Raw genomic sequence first — 16997 nt, 5'->3', positions numbered from 1 at the left:
TGTATCCACGGCAGAATGGCAAACGGACAGCGGCCTTGGCAAGTCCGGTTATCCTGACCCGCGACAGCCCCCTCCGGCATGAAAAACAGGTATCATCCGCTGCAGGACCGGGGCATGATCCCCATATTGCTTTTGACGACATTTCAGTGAGGAGAGTGCGATGGCCGATTTCGACGCGCAGCTGCGCCAGAGCCAGAGCGAGGTGACCGAGGCGCAGGCCAAGATCGCCGAACTGACCAGCCGGATCGAGGCGGCCCGCGCCAAGATGCAGACCGGCGGCGACGTGATCGCCGAGATCGAGAACGCCACGCTGGCGGATGTCCATGCCCACACCGAGGCGATGAACGCCAATATCGCCGAGCTGATCATGGGGCTGGACGATGTGACGGCGGGCTTTTCCAAGGATTTCGAGGAGATCCGCTCCAAGACCGGGTGGGAAAGCTTCGTCGGCATCTTCGCGCGCCACAAGTCGGACCAGATGCGGCAGGAGCGCATCCGCACCGCCTCCATCGACGACAAGCTGCAGGATCTGATTTCCAAGTCCGACGTGATCACGCGGCTGCTGCAGAGCCAGCTGGAGGTGCTCAATAGCCAGAAGACCAAGGTCGAGGCCAACCTGACCGACACGCTGGACGAGCGCGAGACCACCGTGGGCGCGCTGGAGGCCGTGCGGGCCGAGATCACGGCGATGGATCCGAAGATCATCGAACTGGAAAACAGGATCTCGGTCGAGCAGGACGCCGCAGCCCGCACCAAGCTGGAGACCGAACTGGCCGACCTGAACGGGCGCTACAACGCGCTGGTGCAGGACGAGCAGGTGAAGCTCGCCAAGTCGCAGACGCTGGAGCGCTACATCGAGAAGGGCAAGTCCTGGGTCGACAGCCTGCAGAACCAGGCGGCGACCCAGATGGTGCTGATCAACAAGCTGCAGACCGACACCAAGCAGCGGGTCGTGCTCTACGATGCGCTGACCAAGTCGCTGAAGACCGCGCAGCAGCAGGACGTGGCGCACCGGATCAACGAGATCGGCACCGAGACCGACAAGCAGGCGCAGCAGGCCATGGCCCAGATCGGCGCGGCCACCAATGCCCGCATGGCCGACATGCTGGAGGCCCACGAGGGCCACATGGTCTTTGCCCGCGAGGTGCTGGAAGCCAAGGCCAAGGCGGACGAACGCTTTGCCCGCCGGTTCCAGAAGATCGTCGAGAAACACGACAAGAATCTCTACGGCGCGTGAGAGACGCGGCCGCCGGCGGGGCCCATGGCCCTGCGTGCGTTCCGGCATGGCGGCCAACCGGACGGACCCGAAGATGACTGGCAGAAGATGACTGACAGCAGCAAGAGCCTTGCCAACGACCACGTGGGGATTTCCGATGGGGTCTCGGCCCGGCGCTATTTCCGCACCTTCGAGGCGATCATGGCCCACATGGGCCGGGTCGCCGGCGTGATGGAGGCGGAGGGCGATTTCACCCGGGCCGAGGTGACGGCGCTGGCACGGCACGTGACGGCGCTGACCTTCACCTTCCGCGCGCTCTCGATGAAATACCTGATGACCGGGCGTGACACGGGGCGGTTCTTCGGCTCGCTCACCATCGACAACCACGAAAGCGGCTTTCCGGCGGCGCAGGAGCTGATGGTCATGGCCAATGACGCGCAGCAGGCGCTGCGTCACCTGCGCGACATGCCCACGGTCGAAGAGTTGAAGGCGCAGATGCTGCGCAAGATCATCGGGGACCTCGAGGTGCCGACCAAGCTGCAGTTCGCACTGTCGCAGCGGCTCTACTACGAGGAACTGGCGCGGGGAGACCTCTTCTGGCCGCGCAACGATCCCGAGGCGGTCTGGCTGGGCGATCTCGGCGAGGGGCGGCGGCGCTACCTGCTGCACTGGTCGGTCTACGACACCGAGGTGAACCTGCCCTGCCTCTACCTGATGGAGGTGGAGGACACCGGAAAGGTTGCCCTGCCCAAGGACGAGCGTCGCTGGCCCGAGGCGCAGGCCCACCTGATGGCGCAGAGCCTTGGCGGGCTGAAACTGCTGACCATCGCCAGCGGCTTCGACGCGGATTTCGATCACCTGCACCCCAAGCGGCTGCGCCGCTTCCACATCGGGCCGATGCATTCCTCGGCCTATACGCGCCAGTCCGGGCCGATCCACGACGTGCTGGTCGAGGCCTCCTCGACCGAGGGGCAGGACTGGGCGCTGGTCTGGACCGAGGAGCGGCTGGAGAGCGAACGGGTGACCACCGAGGCGCAGGGCTGGTTCGGCCGGGTGGAGCGCGAGGTCTATGCGCTCGATCCCTTCGGCGGGCGCGGCGTGGACCTTGGAGCGACGGAGATGGTCCGCTCGGTCATCCTGCCGGCGCGGCCCTTCCAGGTGCTGAGCGAGCGCAACCCGCCGGGGTTCGCCAACGTGCGCAAGTTCGTGGTCGCGCCCGACGGCGCCGTGCTGCGCTACCGGTGAGGGCGGGACATGAGATATGAGGCCTCCGGCGGGGATATTTTCGAGCGAAAGATGAGGGGGAGCGCATGAGCATGACCGGGAACCGCATGGAGTTGCGGGAAGAGGACATCGTGAAGCACTACCCCGCGGCCTTTGCCCTGCTCGAGGGCTTTGACCATGCGCCGCGGATCGCGGCGGGCGGGGCTGCACCGGTGGCGGAGCGGTCCTCCGGGATCGGCACGCGGCGGCGGTTCCGCTCCACCACGCCGGGACTGGCCGGGCGCAGCCTGGCCCGGCCCGAGGGCGTGCGGCTGCTGGAGCGGATCGAGAGCGCGGAGGCGGAGGACCCGCTGGTCTCACCCCGGCAGGCGGCCGTCATGGGGGCGCTGCGCCGGGCCCTTGCCGTGGCGCTGGCCATGGGGGAGCAGGTCTCGGAGGCCACCGGGCTCGACGGGCTGAAGCAGGCAAACCTCGAAGGGGCTTTGCCGGGCGACCGGAAGGCGGACTTCGGCGCGTTGCTGACGGCGGAGGCGCTGGTGGTGCTCCATGTCTGCGCCAATACGCTGGCCTACCTGCTGGCCCCGCATCTGGGCGAGGTCACGGTGGAGCCGGGCGAGGTGGAGGAGATCCTTACCGACAATGCGCCGCTGGCGCTGCACGGGATGCTCTGGGAACTGGATCAGGACATCGCGGCGCTCGGCACCGACGAGGCGCGGCTGGTGGCCGTGGTCGCGGGCTTTGCCGAGAAGGTCATGGAGAAGGTCGCGGCCCGCGCGGCCACCGCCCCGCGGCTGGAGGCCTTCACCTCCGCCGCATGGCGGGTGGAGGCGGACGACCTGACGCTTCAGGGTTTCACCCCGGCGACGAAGGCGCGCGGCAGCGTGCTGAGCATGGCCTTCAAGAAACCCCACGAGGTGGTGGGCAACCACATCGCCAAGTACCAGGCGATGAAGCTGGCCAAGATGCTCATGGCCTATGATTTCGAGCGGCGGCTGAATCCCTTTGCCGAGTTGGGCGGCTTCATCTTCACCTTCATGGGGGACGGCGCACCGGGCACCGGCAAGACGACGCTGATCCAGATGATGGCGGGGCTGCTGAACGACTACTGCCAGGCGGCGGGCTATCCCTTCCGCTACCAGAACTTCGGCATCGACAATATCGACAGCTACCAGGGCAAGTCGGGCCAGAACGCCAAGGCCTTCATCCAGAACGTGCTGGACCCGGGGGTGATCGGCTTCGGCACCATCGACGATATCGACCAGATCGCGGGCAAGCGCGGGGACCGGCAGTCCTCGGCCGGGCAGCAGGAGGTGACGGCGGTCTTCATGGAGGCCTTTGCCGGGGCGAACACCGTGGTGCGGGGGAACTGCACCTTCGGCATGTTCTCGAACTATCCCGAGAACGTGGATGACGCCCTGCGCCAGCGGGCTGGCGCGCGCTTCCTCGTCGACGGGCCGCAGACGCGGGAGGATTACATCGACATCCTCGCCCTTCTGCTGGGGAAGAAGCACGACATCCCGCTGGGGGCGCATGAGCTTTTCGCCGCGCAGGAGATCAAGCGCGCCGTCGCCGCCTCCTTCGAAGGGCACGGGCGGCCGAAGGAAGCGGGCCTGCTGGCGGTCTGGGAGCAGGTCGAGGACCGCCTGGGGCGGCTCGATACGATTGCCAAGCTGGGGGCGTACCTGAAGGCGATCCAGCAGGCCGATCCCCGCTTCACCGGGCGGGCGATCAAGAACATCACCGATGCGGTGAAGGTGCGGGCGATGGATTTCGAGCTGCCCGATGCCTGGATGGAAGAGCCGGAGCGGTTCCTCTTCAAGGACTACGAGACCAAGGCGGCGATGATCGCGGAGCTGCGCCAGCCGATCACGGTGGAGATGGTGGTGCAGGAGATCAACCGCTACGCCGACAGCGAGTTTCGCTATGCCGACAAGTCGGACGAGGTGGCGATCGAGGCCATGGTGCGGGACTTCGGGCGGCAGGACGAGGCGAAACGGCGGTACCTGGAGGGGAAGGGATGAGCGCGGTTTGCCGTCCGGACACATCCGTATGGAGCGGAAGAAGCGGCCGATCCCTCTCGATGCCGCGCCCTGAGCGGAGCGGTATCGGGGCCGGTCCTCCCCTGCTCCCTCAACAGGGTCAAAGCCGCGCCTTGGGCGGCTGCGCCCATCCCATCCCCGCCAGGGGATGGATGCTGGCGCCCCGGACGCATGCCGCTTTGGCACCCTTGCAGGTCAGGATGGCAAAGGCCTGCGATGCGGTGTGGATCATGCGCATCCCCGACGCGGGGGAGGCCCGCCCATGAAACGCCTGATCGAAAAATGCCTGATGTTCGGCAACCTCGTCCACATCCAGGCGCCCTCCATGGTCGAGCGCTACAACCGCGCGCTGGAGCATCTGGCGGGCAAGCGCACGGCGCTGACGGACTTTCACGTCGACATCTCGGGCTTCAGCCCGGAGATCGGGGAGGAGCTGGACGATCCGCTCTACCTCAACCGCAACGGGGTGAACCGGCAGTTCATCCTGCTGACCACCGACCAGAAGACCGCGCCGCTGCTCAATGCCAAGTTCTCGACCTCGCGGTCGATCCTGCGCAGCTTCATCGAGGAGAACGAACGCCAGCTCTTTGCGCTGACCGCGCAGGACGCGGTGGCGGGGGAGCTGGTGAACTCGGTCTTCTCGGTCCGCGATCCGGCGCGGCTCTTCGACATCCGGCGGGTCGAGATCGAGGCCGACACCACCACCGGCACGGTGCGCGCGGCAGAGCAGCTGGGCCAGCTCTCGGACCGGTTCCTGCAGGAGGAGGACGCCTGGTTCGATGACGTGCTGATCGCCAGGATGATCACCACCGCGAAACGCACCGGCGACGTGACCCGCAACCCGGTGCGGCTCAAGACCATGTCGTTCCGGCAGGAGAACTTCTGGACCGCGCATTTCGGCGGTCTCTACGTCTTTCGCGGGGTGGATCATCCGGCCTGCCTGGCGGCCGGGCCGAAGGCGGCGCTGGAGGGGCTGCCGGGCGAGGTCTTCTCGCTCACCCAGCAGCGCAACCGGGTGGCGCGGTTCCTTGAACAGAACGGGCTGGTGGAGCCCATCGTGAAGGCCCGCGGCATCGATGCGGCGGCGATCCTGCGCCAGAAGATGGATTTCATCGTCGTGGATGCGGCTCAGGAAAGCGGCGTGGACCTGCAGGGGGCCACCCGGCGCGACATCCGCGCCCTGGCCCGCGATCATGCCGAGGCGCTGCCCGAGGAATACCACGCCCTGCGCCTGCTGCTGGCCTGGGCCGAGGACGGCGGGCGCTGGCCGCGGATCTCCTCGGATCACCCGGCCTATTTCTACACGCTGCGCGCGGCGGACCATGCCGACCGGGACCTCGTGAACATGGTGCTGGCCGAGCTTTCGCCGAAGGACGTGCGCCAGCTCTTCATCTGCCACAAGGAGCTGTTCTACCGGCTCTATTCCGGCTGGGGCGAGACCAAGAAGGCCTATGTGGCCGACTTCCTCGCGCGGGAATACCAGGTGGACAAGGCGGGCGCGCGGCAGGCACTCTTCGGGCACGAGGCGACGATGGAGGCCAGCCCCCCGCCGCCGCCCGTTCCCGGGCCCTGGTCGCCGCGCCCCGCGCCGGCCGCCCGGCCCGCGACCGATGACAGGATTGCGCAGGTCGGCCCCTGGGGCGCCGTGCTGCGCGGAAGGGAGTGATCCATGGTTCAGCTGTTCCGACTGGTCCTGATCGGCTTCGTCGTGCTGACGGTGCTCTACGTGATCGTGTCGATCTGGTCGCGGGAGACGCGGCGCGCCAAGCTGAAGGCGCGCTGGAAGGCCGAGGGCCGCACCGGGGACCGCAGGGCGTGGATGCGCGAGGAACTGGAAGACTACGACCAGTCCTTCCGTCGAAAACTGATCCTGCTGATCTACATCGTCCCGGTGATGGTGGTGGCCTTCCTCATCTACTACGTGAACTTCTGGTAAGGGGACCCTCATGGTCTATGTGAAATGGACGTTCTGGGCGATCGTCTGGCTGCTGGTGGCGGCATTCTTCCACTACACGCTGCCACAGCGCGACATCGTGCGGATCACCGACACCTTCGAACGGCGGATCGACTTCGGCGAGAACTCGATCTTCTGGGCCTCGCCCGGGCCGGGCAACCAGGTCGGCGGGGCGAACCGGGACGTCTTCTTCATCCAGACGATCAAGACCAACGGCAAGCCGCTGGTCTATCGCAACGAGGACACCGGCTGGGGCTGGCCGCCCTATTTCAAGTTCGACACCAACAACCTGCAGACCGAGGCGGCCGACCTGCGCTCGACCTCGGACAACCCCAAGTGGGTGGCGGTGACCCATTACGGCTGGCGCAACGAGTTCCTGTCGATCTTCCCGAACGCGGTCGGTGTCACACAGGTCGAGGGGCCGGACGTGCGCTTCATCCCCTGGCTGAACATCATCATCATCGTCGTCTTCCTGGCCCTGGTCTGGGCCGTGCGCGTGCGCTGGATCCGCTTCCGGCAGCGGCGCATCGACCCGGTGGTCGCGGATGCCGGCGAGGCCTGGGACGACATGAGCGACAGTGCGCGGGAGAAGCGCGGACGTCTGGCGCGCTGGTGGCAGAGCTGGACCGGAAAGTGATCGACGGCGCGCCGGGTCGCGCGGTCTAGGCCCCGCGGATCGGCCCTCCGGGCCGGTCGGCGGGGGCGCCTGCGGCGGGCGGGGTTGGGGGCTGTCTGCCCCCCTTGGCCCTGCGGGCCAATTCCCCCCGAGGATATTTGGGAAACGGAAATGGGATAGGCCGTATGGAAAAGGGCCGAATGGAAAAGGGCCGAATGGAAAAGGCCGGGGACCTGCCCCGGCCTTTGTCGTGTCGGTGTGGGCCGGGTCAGCCGAAGGTTTTCGTGAGCGCCACGTCGATGGCAGCGGTGATCTGGTCGATGTCGGCGGCGGTGGCGATCAGCGCGGGGCTGAGGCAGAGCGTGGTGTTGAGGCCCGGCAGCGAGCGGTTGGTGACGCCGATGATCACCCCCTGGGCGCCGCATTCGGCCACCACCTGCTGGGCCTGCGTCTCGGGCACCGGCTCCTTCGTGGTGCGGTCGGAGACGAGTTCGACCCCCTGGAACAGGCCGAGGCCGCGGACCTCGCCGATCACCGCGTGTTTCTCCTGCAGGGCGAGGAGGTTGGCGGTGAGGCGCTCGCCCATCTTCTGGGTGTTCTCGAGCAGGTTCTCCTCCTCGATGATGCGCATGTTCTCGAGCGCCGCGGCGGGGCCGGCGGTGCAGCCGCCGAAGGTCGAAATGTCGCGGAAGTAGTTCAGCGGATCGGCGGCATCGTCCTTGAAGAGGTCGAAGACCTTCTCGGTGGTGACGCAGCAGGCGATGGCCGCGTAGCCGGAGGCGACGCCCTTGGCCATGGTCACGAAGTCCGGCTCGATGCCGAACTGCTGGTAACCGAACCAGGTGCCGGTGCGGCCCAGGCCGCAGACCACCTCGTCGATGTGCAGCAGGATGTCGTACTTGCGGCAGATCTCCTGCACGCGCTCCCAGTAGCCCTTCGGCGGCACGATCACGCCGCCGCCGGCGGTTATCGGCTCGAGGCAGAGGGCGCCCACGGTCTCGGGGCCCTCGCGCAGGATGACCTCCTCGATGGCATCGGCGGCGCGGCGGCCGTAGGCCTCGCCGGAGAGGTCCCCCCAGCCCTGGTCATGGGCGCGGTACTCGAGGCAGTGCGGCACCTCGATGAAGCCCGGCGCGAAGGGGCCGTATTGGGCGTTGCGCTCGGGCTGGCCGCCGGCGGAAAGGGCGCCGATGGTGGTGCCGTGGTAGTCGCGCTCGCGGAAGAGGATCTTGTGCTTTTCGCCGCCGTAGCGCTTGTGGGCGATCTGGCGGACCATCTTGAAGGCCTTCTCGTTGGCCTCCGAGCCGGAGTTGCAGTAGTAGACGCGGCTCATGCCGGGCATCTTGGAGATCAGCTTCTCCGAGAAGAGCGCGCCGGGGATCGAGCCCGCGGAGCCGGCGAAGTAGTTCAGCTTCACCAGCTGGTCGCGGACCGCGTCGGCGATACTCTCGCGGCCGTAGCCGACGTTGACCGTCCAGACGCCGCCGGAGACCGCGTCGAGGAATTCGCGGCCCGCCTGGTCCCAGACGCGCATGCCCTTGCCCTCGACGATGACCCGCGGCTCGCCGGTCTCGAAGGGCTTGTGCTGGGTCAGGTGGTGCCAGACATGAGCGCGGTCCGCCGCGACCACGCGGGAAATGTCGTTGTCCTTGTATGCGCCGTCCATGGCGATGCTCCGCTGAAGAAATGACGTTCGCGCAAAGCCTAGGCGCGTTGTCGACACTTGGCAATCGGGCGTGGTCCGGTGCGGCTGGTACATGGGCGGCGGACTGCTATGGTGCGCGCAGACATGCAAGTGGAGCCCCCGATGACCGAAGCCGACCGCGCCCTCCTGATCCGCTGTTTCGAGGCCGCCATTGCCGCTGCCGACCCGAAGGCGGCGCTGGCCGCCCATCTGCCGGAGAAACCCAGGGGCCGCACCGTCGTGATCGGCGCGGGCAAGGGCGCCGCGCAGGTGGCACAGGCCTTCGAGGCGCTCTGGGACGGGCCGCTGGAGGGGGTGATCGTGACCCGCTACGGCTATGCCGCACCCTGCCGGCAGCTGAAAGTGCTGGAGGCAGCGCATCCGGTGCCGGACGAGGCCGGGCTGGCGGCGACCCGGGAGGTGCTGGCGGCGCTGGAAGGGCTGAGTGAGGACGACCTCGTGGTGGCATTGGTGACCGGGGGCGGCTCGGCCCTGCTGGCGGCCCCGCCGGAGGGGCTGGAGCTGGCTGACGAGGTGGCGCTGAACGAGGCGCTTCTGGCCTCGGGGGCGCCGATCGGGGCGATGAACGCGATCCGCAAGCAGGTGAGCCGGGTGAAGGGTGGACGGCTGGCGGCCGCGGCGGCCCCGGCGCGGATGGTGAGCCTGATCGTCTCGGACGTGCCGGGCGACGATCCGGGCGAGGTGGCCTCGGGCCCGACGGTGCCGACGACCGTGGGCCGGGCGGCGGCGATGCAGGCGATCCGGGATTACGACATTGCCCTGCCGGAGCGGATCATGGCGCATCTGCGCGAGGCGCCGGAGGACGCGCCCGATCCCGCGGACCCGCGCTTTGCCCGCAACAGTGTCACCGTCATCGCCTCGGCCGCGCGCTCGCTGGAAGCGGCGGCGGAGGTGGCCGAGGCCGAGGGCGTGCCGGCGGCGATCCTGTCGGACGCGGTCGAGGGCGAGGCCCGCGAGGTCGCCAAGGTCCATGCCGCCATCGCCCGCGAGGTACAGGCCAAGGACCGGCCGTTCACGAAGCCGGTGATGATCCTCTCGGGCGGCGAGACCACGGTGACCCTGCGCGGCAAGGGGCGCGGCGGGCGCAACAGCGAGTTCCTGCTGTCGCTGGCGCTGGAGATCGAAGGCGTGGCGGGGATCGCGGCGCTGGCGGCGGATACCGATGGCATCGACGGGTCGGAAGACAACGCGGGCGCCTTTGCCGATGGCGACACGGTGGCCGCGATGCGGGCAGCCGGGGTGGACCCGGCGGCGCTGCTGCACGGCAATGACGCCTATTCGGCCTTCGAGGCCGTCGGGGCGCTGTTCGAGCCCGGCCCGACCGGCACCAACGTGAACGACTTCCGGGCGATCCTTCTGCGTTGAGGCAGGAGGGTCAGCGGGGGCCGTCGACGGCCCCCAAGGCTGGTACCCTTTCATAAGGGCCCTGCACGGGAACCGCTCACTGGGGCCCTGCTCTGGGACCATTGCCCCTTGGCGGCGTTCATGTTCGCCCCCCCTGACAGCCTGGGGGCCCGCCGGTCTCCCGGCAGGCCCCCTCACTTTTCGTATCTCTTGGCGTGGGATCAGTCGGCGAGGCAACCGCGCAGGGACGCCGAAAGCCCTTCCATCAGGTCAGCATAGAAGTCCGGCCCGGTGGGGATCGACTGCCCCAGCGGGTCGAGCGTGCCGGTCCTCAGGTCGAGGTCCTCTGCGATCCGCTCCATCGAGGACGCGCTGAACTGCGGCTCGGCGAAGATGCAGGTCACGCCCTCGGCGGCGATGGCCTCGCGCAGCTCGGCAAGGCGGGCCGGGCTGGGGCTGGTGGCGTCGCTCATGGAGATCGCCCCGCGCGAGGGCAGGCCGAACCGGTTTTCGAGGTAGTGATAGCCGTCGTGGAAGACCACGTAGGCACCGGGCAGGTCGGAGAGCTCCGCGTCCAGCGTCTCGGTCAGGGCTGCGAGCTTCTGCTGCGCGGCGGTTGCGTTGGACTCGTAGGTTGCCGCGTTCTCGGGATCGGCCGTGGCGAGGGTCTGCGCGATGCTTGCCAGCCAGGCCGAGGCGTTCTGCGGGTCGAGCCAGGCGTGGGGATCGGTGCCGCTGTGGTCGTGGTGATGCGCGCCCTCGTGGTCGTGGTCGTCTTCGTGGCCCTCATGCGCTTCGTCATGATCCTGGTCGTCATGCGCGGCGGCGTGGTCGTGATCATGATCGTGGTCGGCGTGATCCTCGTGGCCCTGCCCCTCATGGTCATGTCCCTCGTGGTCATGTCCCTCATGATCGTGCCCCTCATGATCATCCTGATCATGCGCGCCGTGGTCGTGGTCATGGCCTTCCTCGTGACCATGGCCCTCCGCCGGTTCGAAGAGGGCCTCGGTCCGGAACATCAGCGTCTCGACACCGGGGGCCTTCAGCAGTTCCACCGAACGCGCGTCCGGCGCCAGCGTGCCGATCGCCTCGCCCAGCCAGGGCTCCAGCTCGGGCCCGACCCAGAAGACCACGTCGCTGCCGGCCAGCTGCTTCGCCTCGGAGGGGCGCATCTGGTAGCCGTGCGGCGAGGCCCCCGGCGTCATGGCCAGCCCCGGCGTGCCGAGGTCGCCCATCACCTGCATCACGAGAGACTGCACCGCGGGAATGTCCGCCGTGACCACGGGCACCTCTGCCCGCACGGGCCCTGCAAGGGTGGTCGCGCCCCAGAGCGCTGCGGAAAAGCCGAGGCCAAGGCTTGCATTCAGGCGGGTTCTCATGGAAATCCTCCGGGGAGATGTTATATAGTAGCCCTCACTTATCTCGTACGTTATAACATCACAACCCCGAAACGCCGGGTTCCCCCGGCTGCCGTTCGTGACCGCCCGGAAAACGACTGCCTGGAGCCGAAAGATGAGCCACGTTCCGACCGACCCGCAGGGCATCGTGGGCTTTGCCGCCCATGACCATGGCGCCTGCACCCGCGCCGCGCTCGCACGGGCCGAGGAGGCCTGCGCCGAGAAGGGGCTCAGCTTCACGCCGGTGCGGCGGCGGACCCTGGAGATCCTGCTGGAGAGCCATACCTCGCTCGGGGCCTACGACGTGCTGGCGCGGCTGGCCGAGGACGGATTCGGCTCCAAGCCGCCGGTGGCCTACCGGGCGCTCGGCTTCCTCGTGGACAACGGGCTGGCGCACCGGATCGAGCGGCTGAATGCCTTCGTGGCCTGCGCCCATCCCGGCGCGGTACATGACCCGGCCTTCTTCATCTGCCGCAAGTGCGGCGCCGTGGCCGAGGCCCAGGGCGTGACGCCGCTGGACGCCAGCGCCAGCGCCGCCGGTTTCGCCGTCGAGAAGACCACCATCGAGGCCGAGGGCCTCTGCCCGCTCTGCCGGGAGGAAGCGGCATGAGCCTGATCACCGCCCGTGGCCTGACGGCCGGCTTCGGCGGTCAGCAGGTGCTGCAGGGCGTCGACCTCGCGCTGGAGCCGGGCGAGATCGTGACCATCGTCGGGCCCAACGGCTCGGGCAAGTCCACGCTGCTGCGGGTGCTGGCCGGGGCCCTGTCACCCTCGGGCGGCACGCTGAACCGCGCCCCCGGCCTGCGCATCGGCTACGTTCCGCAGAAGCTGCACATCGACCCGACGCTGCCGATGACCGTGACGCGGTTCCTGAACCTGCCGCACCGCGCGAAACCCGAGGCGATCGCCCGTGCCATGGCCCGCACCGGGGTGGCCGACAGCCTCGCCAAACGCCAGATGGCCGACCTCTCCGGCGGCCAGTTCCAGCGGGTCCTTCTAGCCCGCGCTCTGCTGCAGGAGCCGCATATCCTCATGCTGGACGAGGCGACGCAGGGGCTGGACCAGCCCGCGTCCGCCGCCTTCTACCAGCTCATCGACGAGATCCGGCACGAGATCGGCTGCGCCGTGCTGATGATCAGCCACGAACTGCACGTGGTGATGAGCGCCTCCGACCGGGTGATCTGCCTGAACGGCCACATCTGCTGCCAGGGCACGCCCGAGGTGGTCAGCTCCGCGCCCGAGTACCGCGCCCTCTTCGGAGCCGGCACCCAGGGGGCGCTCGCGCTCTACCGCCACCAGCACGATCACGACCATGACGAAAGCTGCGGCCACGATCACGGCGGCGGCCTGGACAAAGGGCACGGCCACACGCACGGCCACCCCCATGACCACGGGCCCGATCACGGCACCCCGACCGACCCGGCCCCGCGCCACGCTGCCCAAGGACGCTCCTGAATGCTCGACGATTTCCTGATCCGCGCCACGCTTGCCGGTGTCGGCGTGGGACTGGGCGCCTCGCTGCTGGGCTGTTTCGTGGTCTGGCGCCGGATGGCCTATTTCGGCGACGCCACCGCCCATGCGGCGATCCTCGGCGTGGCGCTCTCGCTGGGATTCGCCCTGCCGATCCCCGGCGGGGTCCTCGTGGTGGCGCTGATCATGGCGCTGACCATCACCGCGCTCTCGCGCCGGGGGCAGGCGATGGACACGGTGCTGGGCGTACTGGCCCATGCGGCACTGGCCTTCGGGCTGATGGCGGTGGCCTTCCTGCCCGGCGCGCGGCTGAACCTCGAAAGCTACCTCTTCGGCGACATCCTCTCGGTCTCGAAATCCGACCTTGCCCTCGTCTGGGGTGGCACCGCCCTGCTGGCGGTCTGGCTCGCCTGGCGCTGGCAGGCGCTGCTCACCGCCACGCTTAACCCCGATCTTGCCGCTGCCTCCGGCATCGACCCCGAGCGGGAGCAGCTGGGCCTCACCCTCGCCCTCGCCCTCGTGGTCGCGCTTTCCATCAAGGTGGTGGGCGCCCTGCTGATCACCGCGCTGCTGATCATCCCCGCCGCCGCCGCAAGGCCCTTTGCCCGCACCCCCGAGGCGATGCTGGGCCTTGCCGCCCTCGTCGCCGCGATCTCGGCCCTCGGCGGATTGCGCCTCGCCTGGGTGCTCGACACGCCCGCGGGCCCCTCGATCGTCACCTGCGCGGTGATCCTCTTCGCCCTCGGCCAGATCGCCGCCCGCCTGCGCCGCTGACCCCCGCATCCACTGTTCCGAAATATCCTCGGGGGGAGTCGCGGCACGCGACGGGGGGCAGACAGCCCCCCTTTCCCGGCCCCCAATTACCACGGCGCCAACCCCGGCCACTCCCCCACAACCCGCGCCGACGCACCGATGCCCCCTGCCCCTGTGCGCTTGACAGCGCCGCGCCGCAGCGGCAGCGTCGCAGCCATTTCCGCCGACCCAATTCCGCCTTGAGGGAGCCCGCAATGGCAAAGGAAACCCGCAGCTTCGCCGTGATCGGCCTCGGCGCCTTCGGGCAGACCGTGGCCGCCGAACTGGCCCGCTTCGGCAATCACGTGATCGGCGTCGACATGGACGAGCGCCGGGTGAACAGCATGGCCTCGGTGCTGACCGCGACCGTGATCCTCGATTCCACCGACGAAGGCGCGCTGCGCGAGGCCGGGATCGAGCGCTACGACGTGGCGCTGATCGCCATCGGCGAGGACATCCAGGCCTCGATCCTGACCACGATGAACCTCAAGCTCTGCGGCGTGAACACGATCTGGGTGAAGGCCTCGAACCGGACCCACCACCGCATCCTGATGAAGCTCGGCGCGGACCGGGTCATCCTGCCGGAGCAGGAGATGGGCCGCCATATCGCGCAGATGCTGAACAACCCCGTGATGCTGGACTACGTCAGCCTCGGCAACGGCTATTCCGTGGTCAACATGGCGGTGCCGGAACGCATGGCGGGCAAGGCGCTGAAGGAGCTCGACTTCACCGGCCATGACCTGACCCTGCTGGGGGTCATGCGCGGGACCGAGTTCCGCCCCGCCCACAGCCGCGACTACACGCTGGAGCAGGACGACAAGATCATCGTCCTCGGCAAGCGGCCCGAGTTGCGCAGCTTCGGCGACCAGATCTGAGCCCGTCATGGCCCTGATCCCCAAGGCAACCGCCCGCCGTATCGCCCGGATGCCCGCACCGGCGATCCTCGCGCTGGCCTATGCGCTGCTGATCCTGGCCGGGGCGGCGCTCTTCATGCTGCCCGTGGCCCGGACGATCCCGATCAGCTGGGGCGACGCGCTCTTCACCGCCACCTCCGCGGTGACGGTGACGGGGCTGGCGGTCTTCGACATCGGCACCGGGCTCACGCTCTTCGGACAGGCGGTTCTGGCGCTGCTGATCCAGCTCGGCGGGCTGGGGCTCATGACCTTCGCGGTGCTGGTGCTGGCGGCCCTCGGCCTGCCGGTGGGGATCACCGGCCATGTCTACCTGCGCGAGGACCTGAACCAGAGCTCCATGACGCAGGTCCGCCTGCTGATGAAGACCATCGCCAAGGTGGTGCTCTTCTGCGAGATGACCGGCACCTTGCTGCTGGCACTGGTCTTCGTGCCGCAGCAGGGCGTCTGGCAGGGGCTCTGGACCGCGCTGTTCCACGCGATCTCGGCGTTCAACAACGCGGGCTTCTCGACCTTTCCGAACGGGTTGGTGCCCTATGCCACCGATCCGATCGTCAACATCGTGATCCCCGCGCTCTTCATCGTGGGGGGCATCGGCTACGTGGTGCTGCAGGATGTGTTCAACCAGCGCAACTGGCGCCAGTGGACGCTGCATACCAAGATCATGCTGCTGGGGACGGCGGTGCTGATCCCCTGGTCGGTCGGGCTCTTCGCGCTGCTGGAATGGCACAACCCCGGCACGCTGGGCCAGCTTCACGGGGTCATGGCCAAGCTGACGGTGAGCTGGTTCCAGGGCGTCACCACCCGCACCGCCGGGTTCAACACCACCGACATCAGCGCGATGCACGACAGCACGACGATGATGTTCATCTCGATGATGCTGATCGGCGGCGGCCCCACCTCCACCGCGGGCGGGATCAAGGTCACCACCTTCGTCGTCATGCTGATCGCCACGATGGCCTTCTTCCGCCCCCAGTCGCAGCTGCACGCCTTCGGGCGCAGCATCAGCCTCGAAGAGGTGCTGAAGGTCATGGCCCTGACCGCGATCAGCGTGATGATCGTCTTCATGGGGGTCTTCCTGCTGGCCGCCTCGCATGAGGGGCATTTCCTCGACATTTCCTTCGAGGTCTCCAGCGCCTTCGGCACCGTGGGCCTGTCGCGCGGCTTCACCGGGGAGCTTTCGGGCTTCGGCCGGGCGGTGATCATGGCAATCATGTTCCTCGGCCGTGTCGGCCCGCTGACGCTGGGCTTCTTCCTCGCCACCCGGTCGACGCCACGCGTGCGCTACCCCGCAGGGCAGATCCACCTCGGCTGACGGGGCTGGTGCCCGCCGGGCGCATCCAAGAATTTTCCCGCGCGGCCTCGGGGCCACCGTATGCCGGACCCGCGCGCCCGGCACTGGCCGCAGCAAAGGCTCCAGCAAAGGCCCCGTCGAGGTGCCCGCCCGTCGCACCGGGCCACAGGCACGTTCGCGTCATTGGTTCGGGCACGCCCTTGTCCGCGCCCGAAATCACCACAGCTTTGCAAAGCCGAAAGAGGAATCACGACATGCTGACGATCTGGGGACGCAAGACATCGTCCAACGTGCAGGCCCTGATGTGGGCCGTGGCCGAGTTGAAGCTGCCCCATGAGCGGATCGACGCCGGGCATGTCCATGGCGTCACCGATACCGAGGGCTTCCTCGCCATGAACCCGAACGGCACCGTTCCGGTCCTGCGCGACGGCGACAACCCGCCCCTGTGGGAAACGGGGGCGATCCTGCGCTACCTCGCCACGCGCTACGGCGGGAGCCCGTTTTGGCCCTCCGACCTCCTCGACCGGAGCGATATCGACCGCTGGGCGGAATGGGCCAAGATCAACGTCGCCCTCGGCTTCACCGGCCCCGTCTTCTGGCGCGTGGTGCGCACGCCCGCCGATCAGCGGGACCCCGAGGCCATCGCCAAGGCCATGACAGCGCTGGAAAAACCGCTTCGAATCGCAGAGGCGCAGCTGACCCGCCACGCCCACCTCGCGGGCGAGGCGTTCACGCTGGCGGACATCCAGTTCGGCCATGTCCTCTACCGCTACTACGACATCGAGGTCGACCGCCCGGAGCTGCCCGCGCTCGCCGCCTACTACGCCCGCCTGACCGAACGCCCGGCCTACCGGGACCATGTCATGGTCCCCTACGACGCCCTGCGCGCCTGAACTCCCGAAAGCGACACCATGTCGTTTTCGGCATTCAAATTGTCGTCTTTCCCCTGAAAATTTTCGTTGCGCGACGTCGCGACAGGCACTAGATGCGTCCGTGGGACACCCTTCCCCAACGAAGGGCGCTTATCTGGAAGGA

16 protein-coding genes are annotated in these 16997 nt (G+C 68.2%); 13 read left to right on the top strand and 3 right to left on the bottom strand.

The genetic code is table 11. From position 1 onward, the window contains the following. The first annotated feature begins 160 nt into the window (after window positions 1-160). The 3 genes from ACX9MO_RS09340 to ACX9MO_RS09330 all read left to right on the top strand — a co-directional run bounded on the left by ACX9MO_RS09340 (window position 161) and on the right by ACX9MO_RS09330 (window position 4461). Window positions 161-1237, top strand: a complete 1077-nt coding sequence (locus ACX9MO_RS09340; protein WP_222494405.1) for a hypothetical protein — start codon at window positions 161-163, stop codon at window positions 1235-1237. Between the two features lie 87 nt (window positions 1238-1324). Then, the gene (locus tag ACX9MO_RS09335; protein ID WP_222494407.1) at window positions 1325-2461 is read left to right on the top strand and encodes a hypothetical protein; all 1137 of its coding nucleotides are present in this window, start codon (window positions 1325-1327) and stop codon (window positions 2459-2461) included. Between the two features lie 65 nt (window positions 2462-2526). Then, a complete protein-coding gene (locus ACX9MO_RS09330; RefSeq protein WP_462214331.1) occupies window positions 2527-4461 on the top strand; it encodes an AAA family ATPase in 1935 nt (644 codons plus the stop codon). 118 nt (window positions 4462-4579) lie between these two features. On the opposite strand, the gene ACX9MO_RS09325 is transcribed toward ACX9MO_RS09330, so the two are convergent. Continuing rightward, window positions 4580-4711, bottom strand: a complete 132-nt coding sequence (locus ACX9MO_RS09325) for a hypothetical protein (RefSeq protein WP_462214330.1) — start codon at window positions 4709-4711, stop codon at window positions 4580-4582. A gap of 30 nt (window positions 4712-4741) precedes the next feature. On the opposite strand from ACX9MO_RS09325, the gene ACX9MO_RS09320 reads away from it, so the two are divergent. The 3 genes from ACX9MO_RS09320 to ACX9MO_RS09310 are packed head-to-tail and all read left to right on the top strand — an operon-like array spanning window position 4742 to window position 7070. Then, window positions 4742-6145, top strand: coding sequence for a DUF6638 family protein (locus ACX9MO_RS09320; protein ID WP_462214329.1), 1404 nt, complete (start codon window positions 4742-4744; stop codon window positions 6143-6145). A 3-nt stretch (window positions 6146-6148) separates the two neighbouring features. Continuing rightward, window positions 6149-6415 (top strand): hypothetical protein, encoded by a 267-nt coding sequence (locus tag ACX9MO_RS09315; RefSeq protein ID WP_222494413.1) that lies wholly within the window; start codon window positions 6149-6151, stop codon window positions 6413-6415. 10 nt (window positions 6416-6425) lie between these two features. After that, window positions 6426-7070, top strand: coding sequence for a DUF1523 family protein (locus ACX9MO_RS09310; protein ID WP_462214328.1), 645 nt, complete (start codon window positions 6426-6428; stop codon window positions 7068-7070). 247 nt (window positions 7071-7317) lie between these two features. Here ACX9MO_RS09310 and ACX9MO_RS09305 read toward each other — a convergent pair whose 3' ends face one another. Next, window positions 7318-8715 carry an aminotransferase family protein gene (locus ACX9MO_RS09305; protein ID WP_462214327.1) on the bottom strand — a complete coding sequence of 466 codons (1398 nt, stop codon included), beginning with the start codon at window positions 8713-8715 and terminating at the stop codon, window positions 7318-7320. A gap of 141 nt (window positions 8716-8856) precedes the next feature. Here ACX9MO_RS09305 and ACX9MO_RS09300 point away from each other — a divergent pair, with 141 nt between their 5' ends. Beyond that, the gene (locus tag ACX9MO_RS09300; RefSeq protein ID WP_462214326.1) at window positions 8857-10119 is read left to right on the top strand and encodes a glycerate kinase type-2 family protein; all 1263 of its coding nucleotides are present in this window, start codon (window positions 8857-8859) and stop codon (window positions 10117-10119) included. Between the two features lie 200 nt (window positions 10120-10319). Here the strand turns inward: ACX9MO_RS09300 and ACX9MO_RS09295 are convergent, their stop codons facing one another. Further along, a complete protein-coding gene (locus ACX9MO_RS09295) occupies window positions 10320-11477 on the bottom strand; it encodes a zinc ABC transporter substrate-binding protein (protein ID WP_462214325.1) in 1158 nt (385 codons plus the stop codon). 133 nt (window positions 11478-11610) lie between these two features. Here ACX9MO_RS09295 and ACX9MO_RS09290 point away from each other — a divergent pair, with 133 nt between their 5' ends. The 6 genes from ACX9MO_RS09290 (at window position 11611) to ACX9MO_RS09265 (ending at window position 16855) form a co-directional block, all read left to right on the top strand. Further along, window positions 11611-12105, top strand: a complete 495-nt coding sequence (locus ACX9MO_RS09290; protein WP_222490607.1) for a Fur family transcriptional regulator — start codon at window positions 11611-11613, stop codon at window positions 12103-12105. Next, complete coding sequence (locus ACX9MO_RS09285) at window positions 12102-12950, top strand: ATP-binding cassette domain-containing protein (RefSeq protein ID WP_462214324.1); 849 nt, start codon at window positions 12102-12104, stop codon at window positions 12948-12950. Before ACX9MO_RS09290 ends, ACX9MO_RS09285 begins: the two co-directional genes overlap by 4 nt. Further along, window positions 12951-13739 carry a metal ABC transporter permease gene (locus ACX9MO_RS09280; RefSeq protein WP_462214323.1) on the top strand — a complete coding sequence of 263 codons (789 nt, stop codon included), beginning with the start codon at window positions 12951-12953 and terminating at the stop codon, window positions 13737-13739. Window positions 13740-13972: 233 nt separating this feature from the next. Continuing rightward, window positions 13973-14632: a potassium channel family protein gene (locus ACX9MO_RS09275; RefSeq protein ID WP_222490610.1), complete on the top strand. Its 660-nt coding sequence runs from the start codon at window positions 13973-13975 to the stop codon at window positions 14630-14632. Between the two features lie 7 nt (window positions 14633-14639). Further along, window positions 14640-15983, top strand: coding sequence for a TrkH family potassium uptake protein (locus ACX9MO_RS09270; protein ID WP_462214322.1), 1344 nt, complete (start codon window positions 14640-14642; stop codon window positions 15981-15983). 233 nt (window positions 15984-16216) lie between these two features. After that, the gene (locus ACX9MO_RS09265) at window positions 16217-16855 is read left to right on the top strand and encodes a glutathione S-transferase family protein (RefSeq protein ID WP_462214321.1); all 639 of its coding nucleotides are present in this window, start codon (window positions 16217-16219) and stop codon (window positions 16853-16855) included. The last annotated feature ends 142 nt before the right edge of the window (window positions 16856-16997 follow it).

The organism is Pseudooceanicola profundus, from assembly GCF_054919315.1.
This window is presented reverse-complemented; position numbering and strand designations above follow the sequence as displayed.